This is a genomic window from Rhizobium sp. CIAT894, assembly GCF_000172795.2.
Lineage (GTDB): Bacteria > Pseudomonadota > Alphaproteobacteria > Rhizobiales > Rhizobiaceae > Rhizobium.
Window position 1 is genome coordinate 2,367,038 of sequence record NZ_CP020947.1, and the last position, 18,509, is coordinate 2,385,546.

The window sequence follows — 18,509 nt, forward strand, 5'->3', positions numbered from 1 at the left end:
GTCCTATCCCTGTTTCGAGCGCGCAATAACCTCGCCCGCTGCAAACGGCAAGACGTCGGCCTGCGGATAGAGCCTTTCCAGCGCCGAACCGATCATTTCGGGCCCCAGCCTGGCGCCCTCCCGCAACAGCGGCAGGTGTCGTCCCGTTGTCCGGGATGTCTTGCGCTCGATCAGAAAACAGGCCGAACCGCGCGGCGCGGCATTGTCGATGATGGCCAGGTCCGCCGCGATCAACCTGTTCAAATTGTCGTCGGCAACAGGCGTGTCGTAACTCTTCGCCAAAATACGTGCCCAATAGGTGCAGGACAGGAAAATCGCCAGCGTCTGACGAATCTGGCCGGGCCGCGTCACCACCGACCAGGAGGAGCCGAGTGGCCGCGCCGCCACCGTCACATCGCGGTAACAGGCATCGATCTTCTGCGACAGCGCGATCAGCTCGAAACTGCTCCTGCCCTCGCCGAGCGCGCCAAGCAGGTCGCGCAGCGCCTGGAACCAACGCTCGAGTGCAGCATCGAGTGCGCCGCGCGTACGCGCGGGAAAGACGATGAAGGCGACCGCCGTTCCGGCCACAGCGCCGATCACGGTCTCGCCGATCCGCAGCTTCAACAGATCGAGTGTCAGCACACCGGTCATGCCGTAGACCAGGCAGAGCACGATCGAGATGAAGAAGGTCATCGTCGCGTAAGAGACCTGCAGGAAATAAAAGGCGAGGAAGATGCAGACGACGGCGACGGGAATGGCGATTGCCTGTTCACCCGAAATCAGCGTCGCCAGCCCAAGACCGATGGCGATGCCGAACACGGTGCCGACCGAGCGCGACAGCGCCTTCATCGCCGTATCGCCGCGCGAATTGGTGTTGGTGAAGACGAGGAAAGAAGCGAGCACAGCCCAGAACCAGCGCTCGCGCGACAAGAGCAGGCCAAAGCCCATAGCGATTGCCGAGGCGAGCGTGATCTGCAGCGCCGAGCGCAGCAGCGGATTGCCGAATGAAAAGTCGATCGGCTGGGATTGCGCCGTGTCGCTGATCGTATCGATGCCGGAAAAGCTGGAAGCCTGCCCGTCGTCGATCGCCTGCGTCAGTTGCTGCCGCGCCTCGCCGAGCCAGATCAGTGCCCGCACTGTCTCGCTCTGCGGCTGGTCCCCGATGGATTCCGCCTTCCGTTCATAGGTGGCAAGCTCAGCCTTGTCGGCCTCGATCACGGCGTGAACGAGCGCAAAAGGCGGCGGGCTCTGGAAACTCAGCACGATGGCGCTCTCGGCGGCAAGATGTGCATCGAAGAGCCGGATCGCCAGCTCAGCTGCAGGGTCGGCGGCGCCGTCGAAGACGCCGGCCGGCGGCCGCGGAATGAAGGTCTCCGCCATCAGCACCACCTCCTTCAGCCGGTCTTCCAGCTGGCGCAGTTCCTGCCGGTCGGCCTCGCCGACCTCGGCGCTGCCGGCGATGGCGGCGAGCTTGAAGAGGATCTGGTTGATCCTTCCCCTGACGCTTTCGAGCGAGCGCAGCAAGTCGCGCCGCCAATCGTCTGGCGGGAGCACCGCCCTCACCAGATGACCGACCAGCACCGAGACGACGGGACCGATCGCCACCTCCGGCAGATCGGTCAGCGAAGGCCGGAAATAGGCGCCCATGAAATAGGAGGTGAAGGCGAACATGCCGATGGCAAAACCGCGCGGCCCGAACACCCGTCCCGCAGATGCAAGCGCGATCACCACCAGGAAGACGAGATCAGAGAGAAGACGGCTATCCTCGAGCCCGGCCGCGACGGCGACGATGGCAAGGCTTGCGACACAACCGAGGAGCCGCGTCACCAGCTGGCGCGCATTTCCCCTATCGCGAACGGCAATCCCGCCTTCGATCGACAGAACGATGCCGAGGCCGAAAGCCGCAGTCGGCAGCGGCAGAACAAGGGCGTGGATGGCAAGCAGGATCAGGAACGAGAGGACGATCGCCAGCGTCACCCGCGAGGCCATGCGCAGACGCGAAAGCGCCGGATCGTTGGCAAGCAGCCAGTCGCGAAGCTGAAAACCGGAAAACAAATGCAAGAGCCCTCATGCTACGGAAGGATCGACAGATATCGCCGCAAAAGCGGAAATCAAACCATCGGAGAACCGGTCGGAACAATAGCCCGGCATCGATTCTCCGGTATCGATCGAATGTCGCGCCTATTGGCCCTTGGCAATCAGCGCCATCGTCGCCTTCAGTGAGTCTCGGCCCTGCGTTTCGATATTCTCGGTGACGATATCGTCGATGACGGCTTGGCCAGCCTCCTCGACCACCTCGAAGCGAACGGTCGTATAGTCCTTGGCGTCAGGAGTGTCCGCGCAGGCGGATTTCTTGAAGCGCACCGTGACCTCGGTCGTCCCGTTGACCGGGGGCGCAGCCGCCATCGTCAGATCCTCCAGCGGGCATGCATCCTGGCCGTTGACGATGACATCGTAATCGAAGGGCGATATGCCGTCGTCGTCGTCGCCGGCGGGAAATTGCGCGGCCGCCTGATATTTCGCGATGAAGTCCTTGCTGTAGAGATGGTCGAGCCGGCTCGCATCGAAGATGTCGGTCCAGTCGCTATTGTTGTCGGCCCAGTTGCTCCTGGTTGCGTCCATGATCTCCTTCACGGGAGCCGTGGCATCGGCCGCGTGGGCGGCGCCTGAAAAGGCGATAAGGCTTGCGATAACAACGGCGATTGTCTTCATGATCGAATGTTCCGGGGCGGGCAAATCAAGGCGGACACTAGTCAGATTTCAGCGCTTGGCAATGCCGGCAAAAACGCATTGTGAAACCCGTTGCAGCTTTGCGTTCCCGGTTCACAATGCTATAGCGCTCCTCATCACGTCACCCACCCGGGACCCCCGTCCCCATTCAAGCTCGAACGAGGCAGATACATGAACAAGATCAAGGTCGCCAATCCCGTCGCCGATCTCGACGGCGATGAAATGACGCGTATCATCTGGCAGCTTATCAAGGACAAGCTGATCCATCCGTATCTCGACCTCGACATCGACTATTTCGACCTCTCCGTCGAAAATCGCGACGCCACCAACGACCAGGTCACCGTCGATGCCGCCAACGCCATCAAGAAGTACGGCGTCGGCATCAAGTGCGCGACGATCACGCCGGATGAAGCCCGCGTCAAGGAATTCAACCTCAAGGAAATGTGGAAGAGCCCGAACGGCACGATCCGCAACATTCTGGGCGGCGTCATCTTCCGCGAGCCGATCATCTGCAAGAACGTGCCGCGCCTGGTTCCCGGCTGGACACAGCCGATCGTCGTCGGCCGTCACGCCTTCGGCGACCAATACCGCGCCACCGACTTCAAATTCCCCGGCAAGGGTAAGCTGACGATCAAGTTCGTCGGCGAAGACGGCACCGTCATCGAGAAGGAAGTCTTCAACGCGCCGGGCGCCGGCGTCGCCATGGCCATGTACAACCTCGATGAATCGATCCGCGAATTCGCCCGCGCTTCGATGATGTACGGCCTGATGCGCAAATGGCCGGTTTACCTCTCGACCAAGAACACCATCCTCAAGGCCTATGACGGCCGCTTCAAGGACATCTTCGAAGAAGTCTACGAGACCGAATTCAAGGATCAGTTCAAGGAAGCCGGCATCACCTACGAACACCGCCTGATCGACGACATGGTCGCCTCGGCGCTCAAGTGGTCGGGCGGCTACGTCTGGGCCTGCAAGAACTATGACGGCGACGTCCAGTCCGATACCGTTGCCCAGGGCTTCGGCTCGCTCGGCCTGATGACCTCGGTCCTGCTGACGCCGGATGGCAAGACGGTTGAAGCCGAAGCCGCTCACGGCACGGTCACCCGCCACTACCGCCAGCACCAGAAGGGCCAGGAAACCTCGACGAACTCGATCGCCTCGATCTTCGCCTGGACCCGCGGCCTCGCGCACCGTGCCAAGCTCGACGACAATGCCGAGCTTGCCCGCTTCGCTTCGACGCTCGAAAAGGTCTGCGTCGACACCGTCGAATCCGGCTTCATGACCAAGGATCTGGCGCTGCTCATCGGTCCGGATCAGCCGTGGCTCTCGACCACCGCCTTCCTCGACAAGATCGACCAGAACCTGCAGAAGGCCATGGCATAAGCCAGCCTTTTCGCGATAGCATTGAAACGGCGGGGATTTCCCCGCCGTTTTTTATTTGGGAGATCAGGAAATGACGGCAACCGTGCGCCCGCTCGAACCTTCCGACTGCGCCGCTTGGGAACCCCTGTGGGAAGCGTATCAGCGCTTCTACGAAGTGGTGATCCCGCCCGAAACCACCGATCTCACCTGGGGCCGCTTCCACGATCCCGACGAACCGATGCACGCGCTCGGCGCCTTCGATGAAGACGGTCGCCTCGTCGGCATCGTCCATGCCATCTTTCACCGCTCCTGCTGGCTGCCGCAATGGACCTGCTACCTGCAGGATCTCTATGTCGAAAACAGCCAGCGTGGGCTCGGCACCGGCGCCGCGCTGATCGACGCGGTCACCGATCTTGCGCGCAAAAACGGCGCAGGCCGGCTTTATTGGATGACGCACGAAACGAATGCAACGGCGAGGCGGCTCTACGACAAGATCGCTGAACGCTCGGGTTTCATCCAGTACCGCAAGGCTCTCTGAAGACCGGGGGTTGCCCAAAGACCTCGCCGCGCTATTGATTCCGAGCGACGCAACAGGAGGAGGATGTCATGACCGAAGAATTGGTATTCTACACGAACCCGATGTCACGCGGCCGCATCGCGCGCTGGATGCTGGAGGAAATCGGTCAGCCCTATCGCACCGAACTCCTGACCTTCGGCGAAACCATGAAGGCGCCGGAATATCTGCGGGTCAACCCGATGGGCAAGGTGCCGGCGATCCGCCACGGCGACACCGTCGTCACAGAATGTGCGGCAATCTGCGCCTATCTCGCCGAAACCTTCCCGGAAAAGGGGTTGGCCCCCAAGCCGGAGGAACGCGCCGCCTATTACCGCTGGATGTTCTTTGCCGCCGGTCCGTTGGAATCGGCGGTGACGATGAGGGCTCTCGGCTTCGAAATTCCGACGGAGCGCCTGCGCATGGCCGGCTGCGGCGGTTTCGGCGACGTCATGAACACGCTCGAGATGGCCGTTTCCGGCTCGACCTATGTCGCCGGCGAGCGCTTTACCGCCGCCGACGTCTATGTCGGCTCGCATGTCGGCTGGGGCCTCGGCTTCGGCAGCATCGAAAAACGCCAGGCCTTCGTCGATTATTTCGGCCGCATCAGCGAACGTGAGGCCTATAAGCGCGCCAATGCGCTTGACGATGAGGCCGGAAAGACGATGCAGGCGGCCTGATCGTCACCGGCGCGGCTCTAACGTGGCCGCGCCGGGATGTCAGCCCTCAGGCAAGCGGCATATGGATATCCGTCATCAGCTCGGCCGGCGGCACCTCGCGCGGGTTGTTGAGATATTCCTCGAACATGACGCTGTCCTTCAGCTGCCGCCCGGATTTCGGCAGCCATTCCGCATAAAGCCACTGGTAGGCCTTGTGCATGTCGGCATAGGGGCCTTTGTGGCGCAGCACGGCATAGTCGCCGCCGTCGATCGTGCGTCGCTCGAACGGCACTTCGACCGGCCCCGCGGAAACGCCGGTGACGCAGGCGATCGAGCGCAGCTGTTCGGCCGGCACGATATCGGGATCGTCGAGATAGACACCGATCATTCGCATGTCGGGCTTGGCGAGGCCGCGCGCGTAAAGCGTGCCGAACAATGTTTCGAAGGCTTTGCCGATCTCCATATAGGAGCCGGTATGGGCGACACCGATCAGTTCGGTCGGCGCGATCTCGCGTATGGTAACATCGAACATGGCTTTGGTCTTTCCGTCAGGTGAGGGTTGGAAGGCTGTATGGCTTCCCTCTTTCCGGTAGCGCGCCGGCGGCATGCCGTAGACCGACTTGAAAATGCGGTTGAAGGATTGGAGATTGGGATAGCCTGATCGCTTCGCAATCTCACGGACGGCAAGCTCCGTGCGGACGATCTCGCCCGCCGCGCGATGCAGCCGCAGCCGCTTGACGGTGGCCGCCAGCGTCTCGCCGTAAATCGCCCGGTAGATCCTGTGCCAGTGATAGCTGGACATGCAGGCGATCTCAGCAAGGCGCTCCATATCCAGCTCCTCGTCGAGGTGCTCGTGAATATAAGCCGAAACCCGTCTCAGACGGGCTTCATAGAGTGCCCATGCTGCATCACCATTCATGTCAACGCCCTTATGAAAATCGATCGGCTGCAGAGAACCATATCCCGATTTGACAAATCCTGCGGACTTGCCGGCTCCGGAACGCCAACGCTGCGCCATCGACCCGCTAAGCGACAGAGGAAAACGTCGCCATATGCCGATTTCCCTCCCTCATTCCTGTGCTCGTCACAGGAATCCAGCCACGGCGCGTCCGCGCCGTGAATAAATCAATACCTAAAGAAAAGAGTCTTTGGCGCCCAAGAACTTGGGCGCACTGGATTCCTGTGACGAGCACAGGAATGAGGAGGGCTGGAGGGGCGGCGAATAAAGAACAAGTCTATCAGAAAGGCGGAAGCCAAGCTTCCGCCTTTTCTAAACTTAGGAATGAACCCGCAGTTCACCCGGCGAGTGCCAGCGCCACCGCTTCGATCGCCTCGTCTGCTTTCGATCCGTCCGGACCACCGGCCTGGGCCATGTCGGGACGGCCGCCGCCACCCTTGCCGCCGAGGGCGGCAGAGGCGATGCGGACGAGATCGACAGCGCTAAAACGATCAACGAGATCCGGCGTCACCGCAACGACGGCGCTCGCCTTGCCATCTTCAGATACACCGATCAGCGTCACGATGCCGGAGCCGATGCTGGCCTTGCCGTCATCAGCAAGACCCTTGAGGTCCTTCGGATCGACGCCGGCCACGGCCTTACCGAGGAATTTCACTCCGGCGATCTCGCGCACGGCATCGGCAGAACTGCCCTGCCCGCCGCCCATGGCGAGCTTGCGCTTGGCGTCGGTCAGTTCCTTTTCGAGCTTGCGGCGCTCGTCCATCAGCGCTTCCACACGCGACAGAACTTCCGAAGGCTGAACTTTCAGCGAGGCAGCGAGCGTCTTCACGCGATCATCCTGCTCGGCCAGATATTCTCGCGCCGATTCACCGGTCACCGCTTCGATACGGCGAACGCCGGCGCCGACGGCGCTCTCGCCGAGGATGCGCACGAGGCCGATCTGACCGGTGGCCGACACATGCGTGCCGCCGCAAAGCTCGACCGAGTAAGGCTTATTGCTCTTTGCACCATGAAGGCCGGTGCCCATCGACACGACACGCACTTCATCGCCGTACTTCTCGCCGAACAGCGCCATGGCGCCTTCGGCGATGGCGTCGTCGACGCTCATCAGGCGGGTCGTGACAGGCGCGTTCTGCAGCACGATCTCGTTGGCCATCTCTTCGACCACCTTGAGTTCTTCGGCCGACATCGGCTTCGGATGCGACACGTCGAAGCGCAGGCGCTCGGGCGCGACCAGCGAACCCTTCTGGGCAACATGGGTGCCGAGCACCTCGCGCATCGCCTCATGCAGCAGATGGGTTGCCGAATGGTTGGCGCGCAGGCGCGAACGACGGGCATGATCGACCGTCAACACAACAGCGTCGCCAGCCTTGAATACGCCTTCAACCACGGTCCCGGAATGCACGAAGAGGCCTTCGCCCTTCTTCTGCGTGTCTGATACGTCGATCTTGCCATGGTCGGAGGAGATCACGCCGGTATCGCCCATCTGGCCACCGGATTCGCCATAGAACGGCGTCTGGTTGACGACGATCTGTACCTTGTCGCCGGCCTTGGCTTCGGTCGCAACCGCACCGTCCTTGACGATCGCCTGAACAACGCCTGCGGCTGCTTCCGTGTCGTAACCGAGGAATTCGGTGGCGCCGTGTTTGTCCTTGAGCTCGAACCAGACGGTTTCCGTTGCCTTCTCGCCTGAGCCGGCCCAATGCGAACGGGCTTCAGCCTTCTGGCGCTGCATCGCATCGGTAAAGCCTGATATATCGACGCCGATTTCACGGGCGCGCAACGCATCCTGCGTCAGGTCGAGCGGGAAACCGTAGGTATCGTAGAGCTTAAAGGCCGTCTCGCCATCGAGCATGTCGCCCTTGGAAAGGTCGGCGGTCGCGTCGGATAGCAGCGACAGGCCACGTTCCAGCGTCTTGCGGAACCGGTTTTCCTCGAGCTTCAGTGTCTCGGAGATCAGAGCTTCGGCGCGCACGAGCTCCGGATAGGCCCGACCCATCTGCTGCACCAGTGTCGGCAGCAGCTTGTAGATCAACGGCTCCTTGGCGCCGAGAAGCTGGGCATGGCGCATAGCGCGGCGCATGATACGGCGCAGCACGTAGCCACGGCCTTCATTCGACGGCAGCACGCCATCGGCGATCAGGAAGGCGGAGGAGCGCAAGTGATCGGCGATGACGCGGTGGCTGGCACTGCCGGCGGCCTTGACGCCGACGGCATCCTCGATCGCGCCGGTCAGCGTGCGGAACAGGTCGGTGTCGAAAACGCTCTGGACGCCCTGGAGAATACAGGCCATGCGCTCAAGGCCCATGCCGGTATCGATCGACGGACGCGGTAGCGGGTTACGCACGCCGGGCTCGGTCTGCTCGAACTGCATGAAGACGAGGTTCCAGAACTCCAGGAACCGGTCGCCATCTTCCTCAGGCGAACCGGGAGGGCCGCCCCAGACATTCTCGCCCTGGTCGATGAAGATTTCAGAGCAAGGGCCGCAGGGCCCGGTATCGCCCATCTGCCAGAAATTGTCGGAGGTCGGGATGCGGATGATCTTGTCGTCGGAAAAACCGGCGATCTTCTTCCACAGTCCCGCTGCTTCTTCGTCTTCGGAATAGACGGTGACCAGCAGACGATGCTTCGGCAGGTCGAAACCTTCGGTGACGAGCTTCCAGGCAAGCTCGATCGCATTCTCCTTAAAATAGTCGCCAAAGGAGAAGTTGCCGAGCATTTCGAAGAAGGTCAGGTGACGCGCGGTATAGCCGACATTGTCGAGGTCGTTATGCTTGCCGCCGGCGCGCACGCATTTCTGCGAGGTCGTCGCCGTGGAATAGGGGCGCTTTTCCAGGCCGGTAAAGACGTTTTTGAACTGCACCATGCCGGCATTGGTGAACATCAGCGTCGGGTCGTTGCGCGGCACGAGCGGGCTCGACGGAACGATTTCATGGCCGTTCTTCTTAAAATAGTCGAGGAAGGTCGACCGGATATCGTTTACGCCGCTCATTCTATGCCCTTCAATGCTGCCCGAGGCCAGTAAATACAAATCCATCGGCTTTTAACGTTCGCCTCCGCCACTGTCCAGCAGACAAACAAAACCGGCCGCATTCTCATCAGGAATACGGCCGGCCGAAATTGTCCAATGCGTTCACGCGCGAAAATTACATTTCCGCGGCGCCATCGCCGTCATCTGCATCCGGTCCGCCGTTCTGCAGGAAGCGGTCGGCGATCAAGCCGGCATTCTGGCGCAGTGACAGCTCGATCTCGCGTGCGAGATCCGGATTGTCGCGCAGGAAGGTCTTGGCATTTTCACGGCCTTGGCCGAGACGCTGGCTGTTGTAGGAGAACCAGGCGCCCGACTTCTCGACGATGCCGGCCTTGACGCCGAGATCGACGAGTTCGCCGGTCTTGGAAACGCCCTCGCCATACATGATGTCGAACTCGACATGCTTGAAGGGAGGCGCCATCTTGTTCTTGACGACCTTGACGCGGGTCTGGTTGCCGATCACCTCTTCGCGCTCCTTGACCGCGCCGATACGGCGGATATCGAGGCGAACGGAGGCATAGAATTTCAGCGCATTGCCGCCCGTCGTTGTCTCAGGCGAACCGAACATGACACCGATCTTCATGCGTATCTGGTTGATGAAAATCACCATGCAGTTCGACTTGGAAATCGAGGCGGTGAGCTTGCGCAGTGCCTGGCTCATCAGGCGGGCCTGGAGACCTGGAAGGCTGTCGCCCATTTCGCCTTCGATTTCGGCGCGCGGCGTCAGCGCGGCGACCGAGTCGACGACGAGAACGTCGACGGCGCCGGAGCGCACCAGGGTGTCGGTGATTTCGAGCGCCTGCTCGCCGGTATCCGGCTGCGAGATCAGAAGGTTCTGCAGATCGACGCCAAGCTTGCGGGCATAGACCGGATCAAGAGCGTGTTCGGCGTCGACGAAGGCGCAGATACCGCCCTTCTTCTGCGCTTCCGCAATGGTCTGCAACGCAAGCGTCGTCTTACCCGAGCTTTCCGGCCCGTAGATTTCGATAATGCGGCCCTTCGGCAGGCCACCGATGCCAAGCGCAATATCGAGGCCAAGCGAGCCCGTCGAAACCGTCTCGATCTCGACGACGTTCTCGTTGGAACCGAGTTTCATGATCGAGCCCTTGCCGAACGACCGCTCTATCTGTGAGAGTGCCGCTTCAAGCGCCTTGCTTTTGTCCACCGATTTGTCCTCTACCAGCCGCAATGAATTCTGAGACATCCGATCCACCTTTAGGTTATTGAAGCCGCCCAAGCAATGTCGAGTTTGTACCCTATTTGTTCTACTGTCGCAATAGGCGATCAAACAATTGAAAGAAAAAGGTAAAACGGTCCGTGTTCTATTTTTGTTTTATCAATGCAAAGCAATGGCTTAAGCCTGGAATACCGACATGCATCGGAAAAGACGCATCGCATCGATTCGTCCTTCGCCCCTCGGGAGAGCGGCTGAAATGAAAAAAAAGATTCTCGTTCTCGGCGGTGCCCATATCGACAGGCGCGGCCGCATCTCCGGCGAGACGGCGCCTGGCGCCAGCAATCCCGGGACCTGGTTCGAAGAGCCGGGCGGCGGCGGCTTCAATGCGGCACGCAACCTTGCAAGGCTCGGTTTTCAGGTGACGATGATTTCGCCGCGCGGCGGCGATCCGATCGGTGAGATGGTCGGCGAAGCCGCCGATTTCGCCGGCATCGACGACCGGCCCTTCGTCTTCCTCGACCGCAAGACGCCGAGTTACACGGCAATCATCGAGAAGGACGGCAATCTGGTGATCGCCCTTGCCGACATGGATCTCTACCGCTTCTTCGTGCCGCGGCGCCTCTCCATCCGCTGGGTGCGCGAGGCTTTCGCCGCGCATGATCTCATCCTTTTCGATGCCAATCTGCCGGAAGAGACGATCGCGGCCATCGTCGCCAAGGCGCGGTCGCTGGCCAAACCCGTCGCCGCAATCGCCATTTCGCCGGCCAAGGTCGTCAGGCTGAAACCCTGCGTCGAAGATATCGACTACCTGTTCATGAACGAGGCCGAAGCCGCCGCCCTTGCCGGTGAACGGCCGGACGACGCCGGCGGCTGGCCGCCGCTTCTGAACGAGATCGGCATCCGGAGCGCCGTCGTCACCCGTGGCCGCCGCGAGCTCGTCGCGCTTTGCGATGGCCGCGCCGTGACGCTGCAGCCGCCAATCGCCGAGACCCTGGCCGATGTCACGGGCGCCGGCGATTCCCTTGCCGCCGGCACGCTCGCCGCCTTGATGCAAGGCCTGCCGCTCGAGCAAGCAATCCGCCACGGCACCGCGGCAGCAGCGCTGACTGTGCAGTCACCGCACGCCGTCAACGAAAATCTGACGCCGGATCTGCTGAATGAGGCGCTTGCCCTTGTTCCCCAGATCAGAATTCTGCATTGAAGCGACCAAATGAAATAGTTGAGCATGATGTCGTCGGAAAACCGCTGACACTTTCGGCATCAGGCTCGATCGAGGACAGGACAAGATCATGACCCAGCCCATCTCCCCTCTTCTGCCGATCGCCTATTCCAAGGAGGTCGCGAGCGCCAAGCAGCGCGGCGCGCCGTTGGTGGCGCTGGAATCGACCATCATTACTCACGGCATGCCCTATCCCGGCAATATCGAGATGGCCCGCAGCGTCGAGGCGATCATTCGCGAACAGGGTGCGGTGCCGGCAACGATCGCCGTCATCCACGGCACCCTGCATGTCGGTCTTGAATCCGCGGAACTGGAACAGCTCGCCAAAGCGACGGACGTGATGAAGGTGTCGCGCGCCGATCTCGCCTTCGCGATCGCCGAGCGCCGCACCGGCGCCACCACAGTCGCGGCGACGATGATCGCGGCCGCCCGTGCCGGCATCCGCGTTTTTGCCACAGGCGGCATCGGCGGCGTGCATCGCGGCGCCGAGGAAAGCTTCGATATTTCAGCCGATCTCGAGGAGCTCGCCCGCACCGGCGTCATCGTTGTCTGCGCCGGCGCCAAGGCGATCCTCGACATTCCGAAAACGCTGGAAGTGCTGGAAACCCGTGGCGTTCCCGTCGTCACCTATGAGAGCGAAGAATTCCCCGCCTTCTGGTCGCGCTCCTCGGGCATATCAAGCCCGCTGTCACTGAACAGCCCGGCGGCCATTGCCAATTTCCAGACGGTGCGCGAACAGCTCGGCATCGACGGCGGCATGCTCGTCGCCAACCCGGTGCCGGAAGCAGACGAGATCCCGAGCGAAGAGATGGAGATCTATATCGAGCGCGCACTCGACAGCGCCGAGCGCGACGAAATCACCGGCAAGGCCGTGACGCCCTACCTGCTCTCGACCATTTTCGACTTGACGGACGGCCAGAGCCTGAAGACGAATATTGCGCTGGTCGAGAACAATGCGCGGCTGGCGGCTGAGATTGCCGTGGCGCTTGGCGAGTAAGGGATAGTAGGAGGGCAAGAATGCCCTGGCAGACAGGGCGTGCCGTGCAAGCCCCCCTCTGCCCTGCCGGGCATCTCCCCCACAGGTGGGGAGATGGGCTGGGCGCACCGGCTTTCCTCAACAATCAGCGTTGCAATCCGGCGAAACGGTAGAGAGGTGGGAGGAGCACGCCTCTTGTCGATCTCCCCACCTGTGGGGGAGATGCCCGGCAGGGCAGAGGGGGGTACCACACGGCACGACCTCTCCGACGGCCCCCTTCACCCCTCCAGCGTCTCCTTCACCACCACAGCAAGCTGCTTCAGCGAGAACGGCTTCGGCAAAAATCCGAATTTCGACTCCGGCGGCAGGTTGCGGGCGAAGGCGTCTTCGGCATAGCCGGAGACGAAGATGAATTTCATGTCGGGATAGCTCTTGCGCAGCTCGCGCAGCAGCGTCGGGCCATCCATCTCCGGCATCACCACGTCGGACACGACGATGTCGACCTTGCCGTCGAGCTCTTCCATGATGCTGAGCGCCTCGACGCCCGAGCCCGCCTCGTGCACGGTGTAACCGCGCGTTTCCAGCATGCGCTTGCCGCCGCGGCGCACCGCCTCCTCGTCCTCGACGAGAAGGATGACGGCCGATCCGGTCAGGTCCTCCGGCTGCTGCGGCGGTGCAGGCTGCGGCAGCACCTCGGCCCCGGCGATGGCGCCGTCGATCGAACCGGCTTCCGCGGCCACCGCCGGCTCCGGGATGTGGCGCGGCAGGAAAACACGGAACGTCGTGCCTTTGCCGACTTCGGATTCCGGCTGGATGTAGCCGCCCGATTGCTTGACGATGCCGTAGACCATGGCGAGGCCGAGACCGGTACCCTTGCCGACATCCTTGGTGGTGAAGAAGGGCTCGAAGATCTTGTCCATGATCTCGGGCGCGATGCCGGTGCCGTTGTCGGCGACCTCGACCAGCACCATGTCTTCGGCCGGCATGTAGGAATAGTTGAAGGCGGAGACCTCAGCGGCGGTCAGGTTTCGGGTGCGCAGCGTCAGCGTGCCGCCCTCCGGCATGGCGTCGCGCGCATTGACGCAAAGATTGATCAGCACCTGCTCGAATTGCGAGAGGTCCGTTTTGACAGGCCAGAGGTCGCGGCCATATTGCACGTCGAGCTTGACGTTGGTGCCCGACAGCAGCCGGTCGACCAGCATGCGCAGGTCGCCGACGACATCGGTGAGGTTGAGCACCGAGGGCCGCATCGTCTGCTTGCGCGAAAAGGCGAGCAGCTGGCGCACCAGCACGGCGGCGCGGTTGGCGTTGCGCTTGATCTCCATCAGGTCGGCGAAGCTGGCATCGGCCGGCCGTGCCTGCAGCAGCAGATGGTCGGAGGACAGCAGGATCGCCGTCAGCACGTTGTTGAAATCATGGGCGATGCCGCCGGCAAGCGTTCCCACCGCATTCATCTTCTGCGTCTGCGCCATCTGCGCTTCCAGCGCCTTCTGCTCGGTCACCTCCACGGCATAGACGATCGCTGCCTCCTCGGGCGCCTCGTCGCTCTGGTCGATGACGGCATTGACATAGAAGCGGAAATAACGCGCCTCGTCGGTCGGCGTGCGGGTGTCGAGCGGCGCGATGTCGCCCTGGCGGTCCTTGGCCGCCGCCAGCGCCTCGGCCAACTGCCGCCGGTCGCTCTCCTGCACGATGGTTTCAAGATGCGGCGCCTTTTCCAGGTCGTCACGCGAGACGACGCCGGAAAACAGCTTCAGGAACGGTGCATTGGTCCGCAGAATACGCCCGTCGCCGTCGACCGAGGCAATCGCCATCGGCGTGTTGTTGAAAAAGCGGGTGAAGCGCATGGCGGCGGCCGAAGCCGACTGACTGCTCTCGCTGTTCTTCTCGCGCGCCAGCACGATCGTCCGGCTTTCGCCGGGGGCGCCGTCACGCATCGAGGTGACGCTGTGGATGATCTGCACCGGCAGGCTCTGACCATTGGTCTTGCGCAGATCGAGATCGAGCGTCACGGTCTTCTTCAGGCCCGGTTCGGCCTGTACCGACTGAATCAGCGCCAGCCCCTCGCCGGCCACGACGTCGCCGATCGTCATCGAGCCCGGCACGAACTTGGTAAGGTCGAGACCCAGCCACTCGGCAAGCGTCGCATTGAGATAGAAGATCTCGCCCTTCCTGCCGGCGGAAAAGAAGCCGGCCGGCGCATGATCGAGATAATCGATCGCGTTCTGCAGCTCCTTGAAGAACCGCTCCTGGTCGTCGCGCTCGGTCGTGATGTCGGTGATCTGCCAGATCTGCAGCGGCTTGCCGCTGTTTTCCTCCGGCTGCAGCAGCCGCGCCTTCAGCCGGTACCAATGCGCGCCGGAGCTGTTGCTGCCAGGCCCGACGGCGCGCAGCAGGCGGAATTCCTCCCGGCCTTCCCTGCCCTCGCGCAGGCCGTTGACCAGCCTGTAAAGCGCCTCATTCGATTCGCGGTGGCGCGACAGCAGCGTTTCCAGGGTCTGCACCTCGGTCGCCTTGCGCGCCCCTGTCAGGGCGCCATAGGCGGCATTGGCATAGATGATCCGTCCTTTTTCGTCGGTAATCAAAGTGCCGTCGGGATGGCTGTTGAGGAAGGCGCGCGCCAGGCTGTCGGACTGGCGCTGCGGCATCACCTCGATGAAGCCGATGACCGAGGAGACCAGAAAGAAGATGCCGACCATGGCGAGCACGCCAAGACCGCCGAGCACGATCTCGTTGTCGAGCGACTTTTTGAAGAAGACGAAGCCGCCGGCGGCTGCGATCAGCACGAGCGCCAGCAGAAGAATGCGCAAAACCGTGCCAGAACGCCCCCCACGATCCACAAGCGGTGCGTTATAGTCGTCGGCCTGACGCGGTTTCGTCATGTATTCCTCACATAAGCCCCTCCCACTTCCTAGCACGAACACGAAGCGGGAATCAGGCACTCCTTCCTTCTTAGCAATTTGCCGCGCCGGCAAAAACACCGGCGGCCGGCAAGACTGCTTGAATTCACAGGCAACAGCGCCATCTGCTCCTGAAGCCCGACCTGGCTGCCCGTGAGCACGATTGCCGGGCGCCCGACAGCGGAACACGAAATCGCGTTCTCCCGTGACTGGACAGCACAGCCGGCCCTTGCCTAAGGAACGGAAAAGTCGTCAATATGTGCCGAATGTGAAATGGAGTGAGTGACTATGTTGGATGATGTTGTCGGAGCTTATGGCGGCCGTTTTCTGCTTGCCGCCGGTGGCGTCGGCCTGGCGCTTCTCCTGCTCATCCTCGTGCTCTGGGTCATCCGCCGCCGGGCGCCCTCGCCCTTCGTGCGCGGCGGCCGCAACCGCCAGCCCCGCCTGCAGGTGCTGGACGCCGCAGCCGTGGATGCCCGCCGCCGGCTGGTGCTGGTGCGCCGCGACGACGTCGAACACCTGATCATGATCGGCGGCCCGAGCGATATCGTCATCGAAAGCCGCATCCTGCCTGAAGCGGCCGAACAGCCGGAAAGCATCAACCGCCCGCAACCGGTCGAGCAGCGTCCGATATCCCCGGCGCGGCCGGAAATGCCACCGGTTTCTCCGCCTCGCGCCCCTGTCGCAGCTGCCGTCATCGCTCCTGCCGCAGCCCGAATCGAGCCGGCCGCCGAGCCTTCCTTCTCCGCGCCGGCTTCGCCGGAGCCGCGTCCACGCCCCGAACCGCCTGCCCAGCCGGCCGTCGCACCACCGGTGGCCACGAGCCCTCTTCCGGCAAACCCCGTGACAGCGCCGCTGTCGGCCGAACGCGACGCTCCTCTGCCCGTCGCCCCGCGCCCGCCGGAGCGTCCCGTCGCTCCCTCAGCCGCGCAGCCTGCACCCTTCCACGATACCGCAAGTGCGGCCGAGATCCTCGACGCCGCCCGCCAGCGCGTGCTTCCGCAGCAGCGCATCGAACCCGAAGTTTCCACACCGCCCCTCCAGCCCATGCCGGCTGCCGCGCGCACCGCACCCGGGATGGCCGAGGACGATGCGGCCGCGCAGTCGCCAGCAGCGATCCGCCATGATTTCCAGCGGGTGCTGGAAGAGGAAATGTCGAACAATCTGACGGCCGAGCGCATCGTGCCGGCGCCGGCAAACCAGGCGCCCCGCCAAGCCGTACCGCAGCCGGGCAACCTGCCGCGCCGCGATCCCGAGCTTGCCCCGATCACCGGCGCCGATACGGAGCTGCAGAAGGAAGTCGCCCGCATCTTCGGCGAAATGAGCGTCAATCGCGATAAATGAACGCCCGAACAGCAGCCTCCGCAACGCGTTGCCTCCATCGAGAAGTTGCATAAAAGCCGCAATGCCACGGCCTTTCGTTCCCGAATGGGCCGGGGGCTACCTTTGTCGTCGATGATTTGTTATCGCTTGGGTTGAAGAGCGTCGGCGCATTCGAGGTTACACTTTGCCTAAGTAAATACCGGTCTCAGTCCAGTTTCACCCCTGCCGCATAGCGACACGCTGGCGGCATGCAAACATGTTCATCGGGTGGTGGCGAGAGACCGGTTTGGCATTGTTACAATGTGCCATGTGCAGCTCCGCTGTCTCAGCTCTTCAGCCACCCGCAACATCGCCACGCCGCGCCCGCAGGGGTTTTCTCACGCACCATCTTGGTGGACTTCCGAACGGAAGACCAAGACGATATGTGCGATATGCTTCGGGTCCGATGGACCATTATTCCCAAGACAGCTCCCCAGCCTTGGATTGCATGCGGCGGATGCGGAGGCCTGAGAGCTTTCCAATCCAGCGGCAAGATCCGGCTGAACGCCAACGGCCGCAAGCTGGACGCTTGGCTCATCTACAAATGCCTGACCTGTGAAAGGACATGGAACCGGCCGATCCTCGAGCGCCGGAATGTCCGCGACATCGATCCTGCAGTCCTCGATGCGCTGCAGTCCAACGATCCGGAGTGGATCCGCGCAGAGACCTTCAACCTCGATGCTCTCCGGCACAAATCGCAGCGTGTGGATGAGTTTGCCGATTTTGAAATCGTAAAGGAGATGCGGCACGAACCGGCAAATTGGACGAGACTGGCAATCGAACTGGCGGTCCCCTTCCCGACAAGTACACGCCTCGACCGTCTGCTGGCGTCCGAGCTGACAGTTTCACGTTCGAGGCTGCAGGCTCTGCACACTGAAGGCATGGTCCGGACGGATCCTGAGCGGGCAGACATAATGCGGCGACGAATCCGGAATGGCACCCTTGTCGCGATAGACCTTTTCGCGGCGTTCGTGGCGCTCCTGCGCCTCGATCGACAGCGTCGCGATCGGGCGGGCGTCGAGACGTTTGAGACCGATCGGTTCGCCGGTTTCCTCGCAATAGCCGTAGGTGCCGTCTTCGATGCGCTGCAGTGCTGCGTCGATCTTCGAAATCAGCTTTCGCTGCCGGTCACGGGCGCGAAGTTCGATCGCCCGGTCGGTTTCCGACGACGCCCGGTCGGCGAGGTCGGGATGGTTCGCGCTTTCCTCGGCCAAGTGGTCGAGGGTTTCACGCGCTTCTCTAAGGATATCATTTCTCCATGCAACCAGCTTGGTCCTGAAGTAGGCACGCTGGTTTACGTTCATGAACTCTTCCTCTTCCGAGGGAACGTAATTGCTAAGATCGATCTTCTCACTCAACGCGATTCTCCTGAAGAACATCTCATCTGGCGGGTGTATATCCCAAGCGCTAGTCGCGATTCAAGCCAAATACGACAGGTAAACAGATTTTTAAATCTGTTACAATTTTCGGCTAACGATCTATTTTGTCATGGTTATTCCGGCCACCGTTTTTGTCTTCGCCTTCAAAACGCCGTGTTGGCGGCCACGTTTTCGGCAGTTGCGGCATGGCGGGCGATTGACGGCAGCCAATCGCAACCGCT

The 18,509-nt window shown here is 62.0% G+C and carries 12 protein-coding genes and 2 pseudogenes; 7 read left to right on the forward strand and 7 right to left on the reverse strand.

Annotation, left to right across the window (positions count from 1 at the left end):
* Positions 1 to 3: 3 nt before the first annotated feature.
* A complete protein-coding gene (locus RHEC894_RS11760) occupies positions 4 to 2,043 on the reverse strand; it encodes an FUSC family protein (protein ID WP_206427853.1) in 2,040 nt (679 codons plus the stop codon).
* Positions 2,044 to 2,163: 120 nt separating this feature from the next.
* The gene (locus tag RHEC894_RS11765; protein ID WP_085737400.1) at positions 2,164 to 2,694 is read right to left on the reverse strand and encodes a hypothetical protein; all 531 of its coding nucleotides are present in this window, start codon (positions 2,692 to 2,694) and stop codon (positions 2,164 to 2,166) included.
* Positions 2,695 to 2,883: 189 nt separating this feature from the next.
* On the opposite strand from RHEC894_RS11765, the gene RHEC894_RS11770 reads away from it, so the two are divergent.
* The 3 genes from RHEC894_RS11770 (at position 2,884) to RHEC894_RS11780 (ending at position 5,307) form a co-directional block, all read left to right on the forward strand.
* Positions 2,884 to 4,095, forward strand: coding sequence for an NADP-dependent isocitrate dehydrogenase (locus tag RHEC894_RS11770; protein ID WP_003586206.1), 1,212 nt, complete (start codon positions 2,884 to 2,886; stop codon positions 4,093 to 4,095).
* A 70-nt stretch (positions 4,096 to 4,165) separates the two neighbouring features.
* On the forward strand, positions 4,166 to 4,612 hold the full coding sequence (locus RHEC894_RS11775) for a GNAT family N-acetyltransferase (protein WP_085737401.1): 447 nt from the start codon (positions 4,166 to 4,168) through the stop codon (positions 4,610 to 4,612).
* Between the two features lie 68 nt (positions 4,613 to 4,680).
* On the forward strand, positions 4,681 to 5,307 hold the full coding sequence (locus tag RHEC894_RS11780) for a glutathione S-transferase family protein (RefSeq protein ID WP_085737402.1): 627 nt from the start codon (positions 4,681 to 4,683) through the stop codon (positions 5,305 to 5,307).
* Positions 5,308 to 5,353: 46 nt separating this feature from the next.
* Here RHEC894_RS11780 and RHEC894_RS11785 read toward each other — a convergent pair whose 3' ends face one another.
* The 3 genes from RHEC894_RS11785 to recA form a co-directional block, all read right to left on the reverse strand.
* Positions 5,354 to 6,205, reverse strand: coding sequence for an AraC family transcriptional regulator (locus RHEC894_RS11785; protein ID WP_085737403.1), 852 nt, complete (start codon positions 6,203 to 6,205; stop codon positions 5,354 to 5,356).
* Positions 6,206 to 6,581: 376 nt separating this feature from the next.
* The gene (gene alaS / locus RHEC894_RS11790; RefSeq protein ID WP_085737404.1) at positions 6,582 to 9,236 is read right to left on the reverse strand and encodes an alanine--tRNA ligase; all 2,655 of its coding nucleotides are present in this window, start codon (positions 9,234 to 9,236) and stop codon (positions 6,582 to 6,584) included.
* A 154-nt stretch (positions 9,237 to 9,390) separates the two neighbouring features.
* A complete protein-coding gene (gene recA, locus RHEC894_RS11795) occupies positions 9,391 to 10,479 on the reverse strand; it encodes a recombinase RecA (protein WP_085737405.1) in 1,089 nt (362 codons plus the stop codon).
* Between the two features lie 229 nt (positions 10,480 to 10,708).
* Between recA and RHEC894_RS11800 the strand changes: the two genes are divergently transcribed.
* Together RHEC894_RS11800 and RHEC894_RS11805 are read left to right on the forward strand one after the other, a co-directional pair.
* Entirely contained in the window at positions 10,709 to 11,653 is a 945-nt protein-coding gene (locus RHEC894_RS11800) for a carbohydrate kinase family protein (protein WP_085737406.1), read from the forward strand.
* An 88-nt stretch (positions 11,654 to 11,741) separates the two neighbouring features.
* Positions 11,742 to 12,668, forward strand: a complete 927-nt coding sequence (locus RHEC894_RS11805) for a pseudouridine-5'-phosphate glycosidase (protein ID WP_085737407.1) — start codon at positions 11,742 to 11,744, stop codon at positions 12,666 to 12,668.
* 257 nt (positions 12,669 to 12,925) lie between these two features.
* On the opposite strand, the gene RHEC894_RS11810 is transcribed toward RHEC894_RS11805, so the two are convergent.
* Positions 12,926 to 15,529: a PAS domain-containing sensor histidine kinase gene (locus RHEC894_RS11810; RefSeq protein ID WP_085737408.1), complete on the reverse strand. Its 2,604-nt coding sequence runs from the start codon at positions 15,527 to 15,529 to the stop codon at positions 12,926 to 12,928.
* A 300-nt stretch (positions 15,530 to 15,829) separates the two neighbouring features.
* Between RHEC894_RS11810 and RHEC894_RS11815 the strand changes: the two genes are divergently transcribed.
* Both RHEC894_RS11815 and RHEC894_RS11820 read left to right on the forward strand, forming a co-directional pair.
* Positions 15,830 to 16,891: a flagellar biosynthetic protein FliO gene (locus RHEC894_RS11815; protein ID WP_085737409.1), complete on the forward strand. Its 1,062-nt coding sequence runs from the start codon at positions 15,830 to 15,832 to the stop codon at positions 16,889 to 16,891.
* Positions 16,892 to 17,292: 401 nt separating this feature from the next.
* Positions 17,293 to 17,868: pseudogene (locus RHEC894_RS11820) on the forward strand (DUF1062 domain-containing protein); the annotation flags it as partial.
* On the opposite strand, the pseudogene dksA reads toward RHEC894_RS11820, so the two are convergent.
* A pseudogene (dksA, locus tag RHEC894_RS11825) lies at positions 17,854 to 18,267 on the reverse strand (RNA polymerase-binding protein DksA); the annotation flags it as partial. The pseudogenes RHEC894_RS11820 and dksA sit on opposite strands and share 15 nt — an antisense overlap.
* Positions 18,268 to 18,509 lie beyond the last annotated feature (242 nt).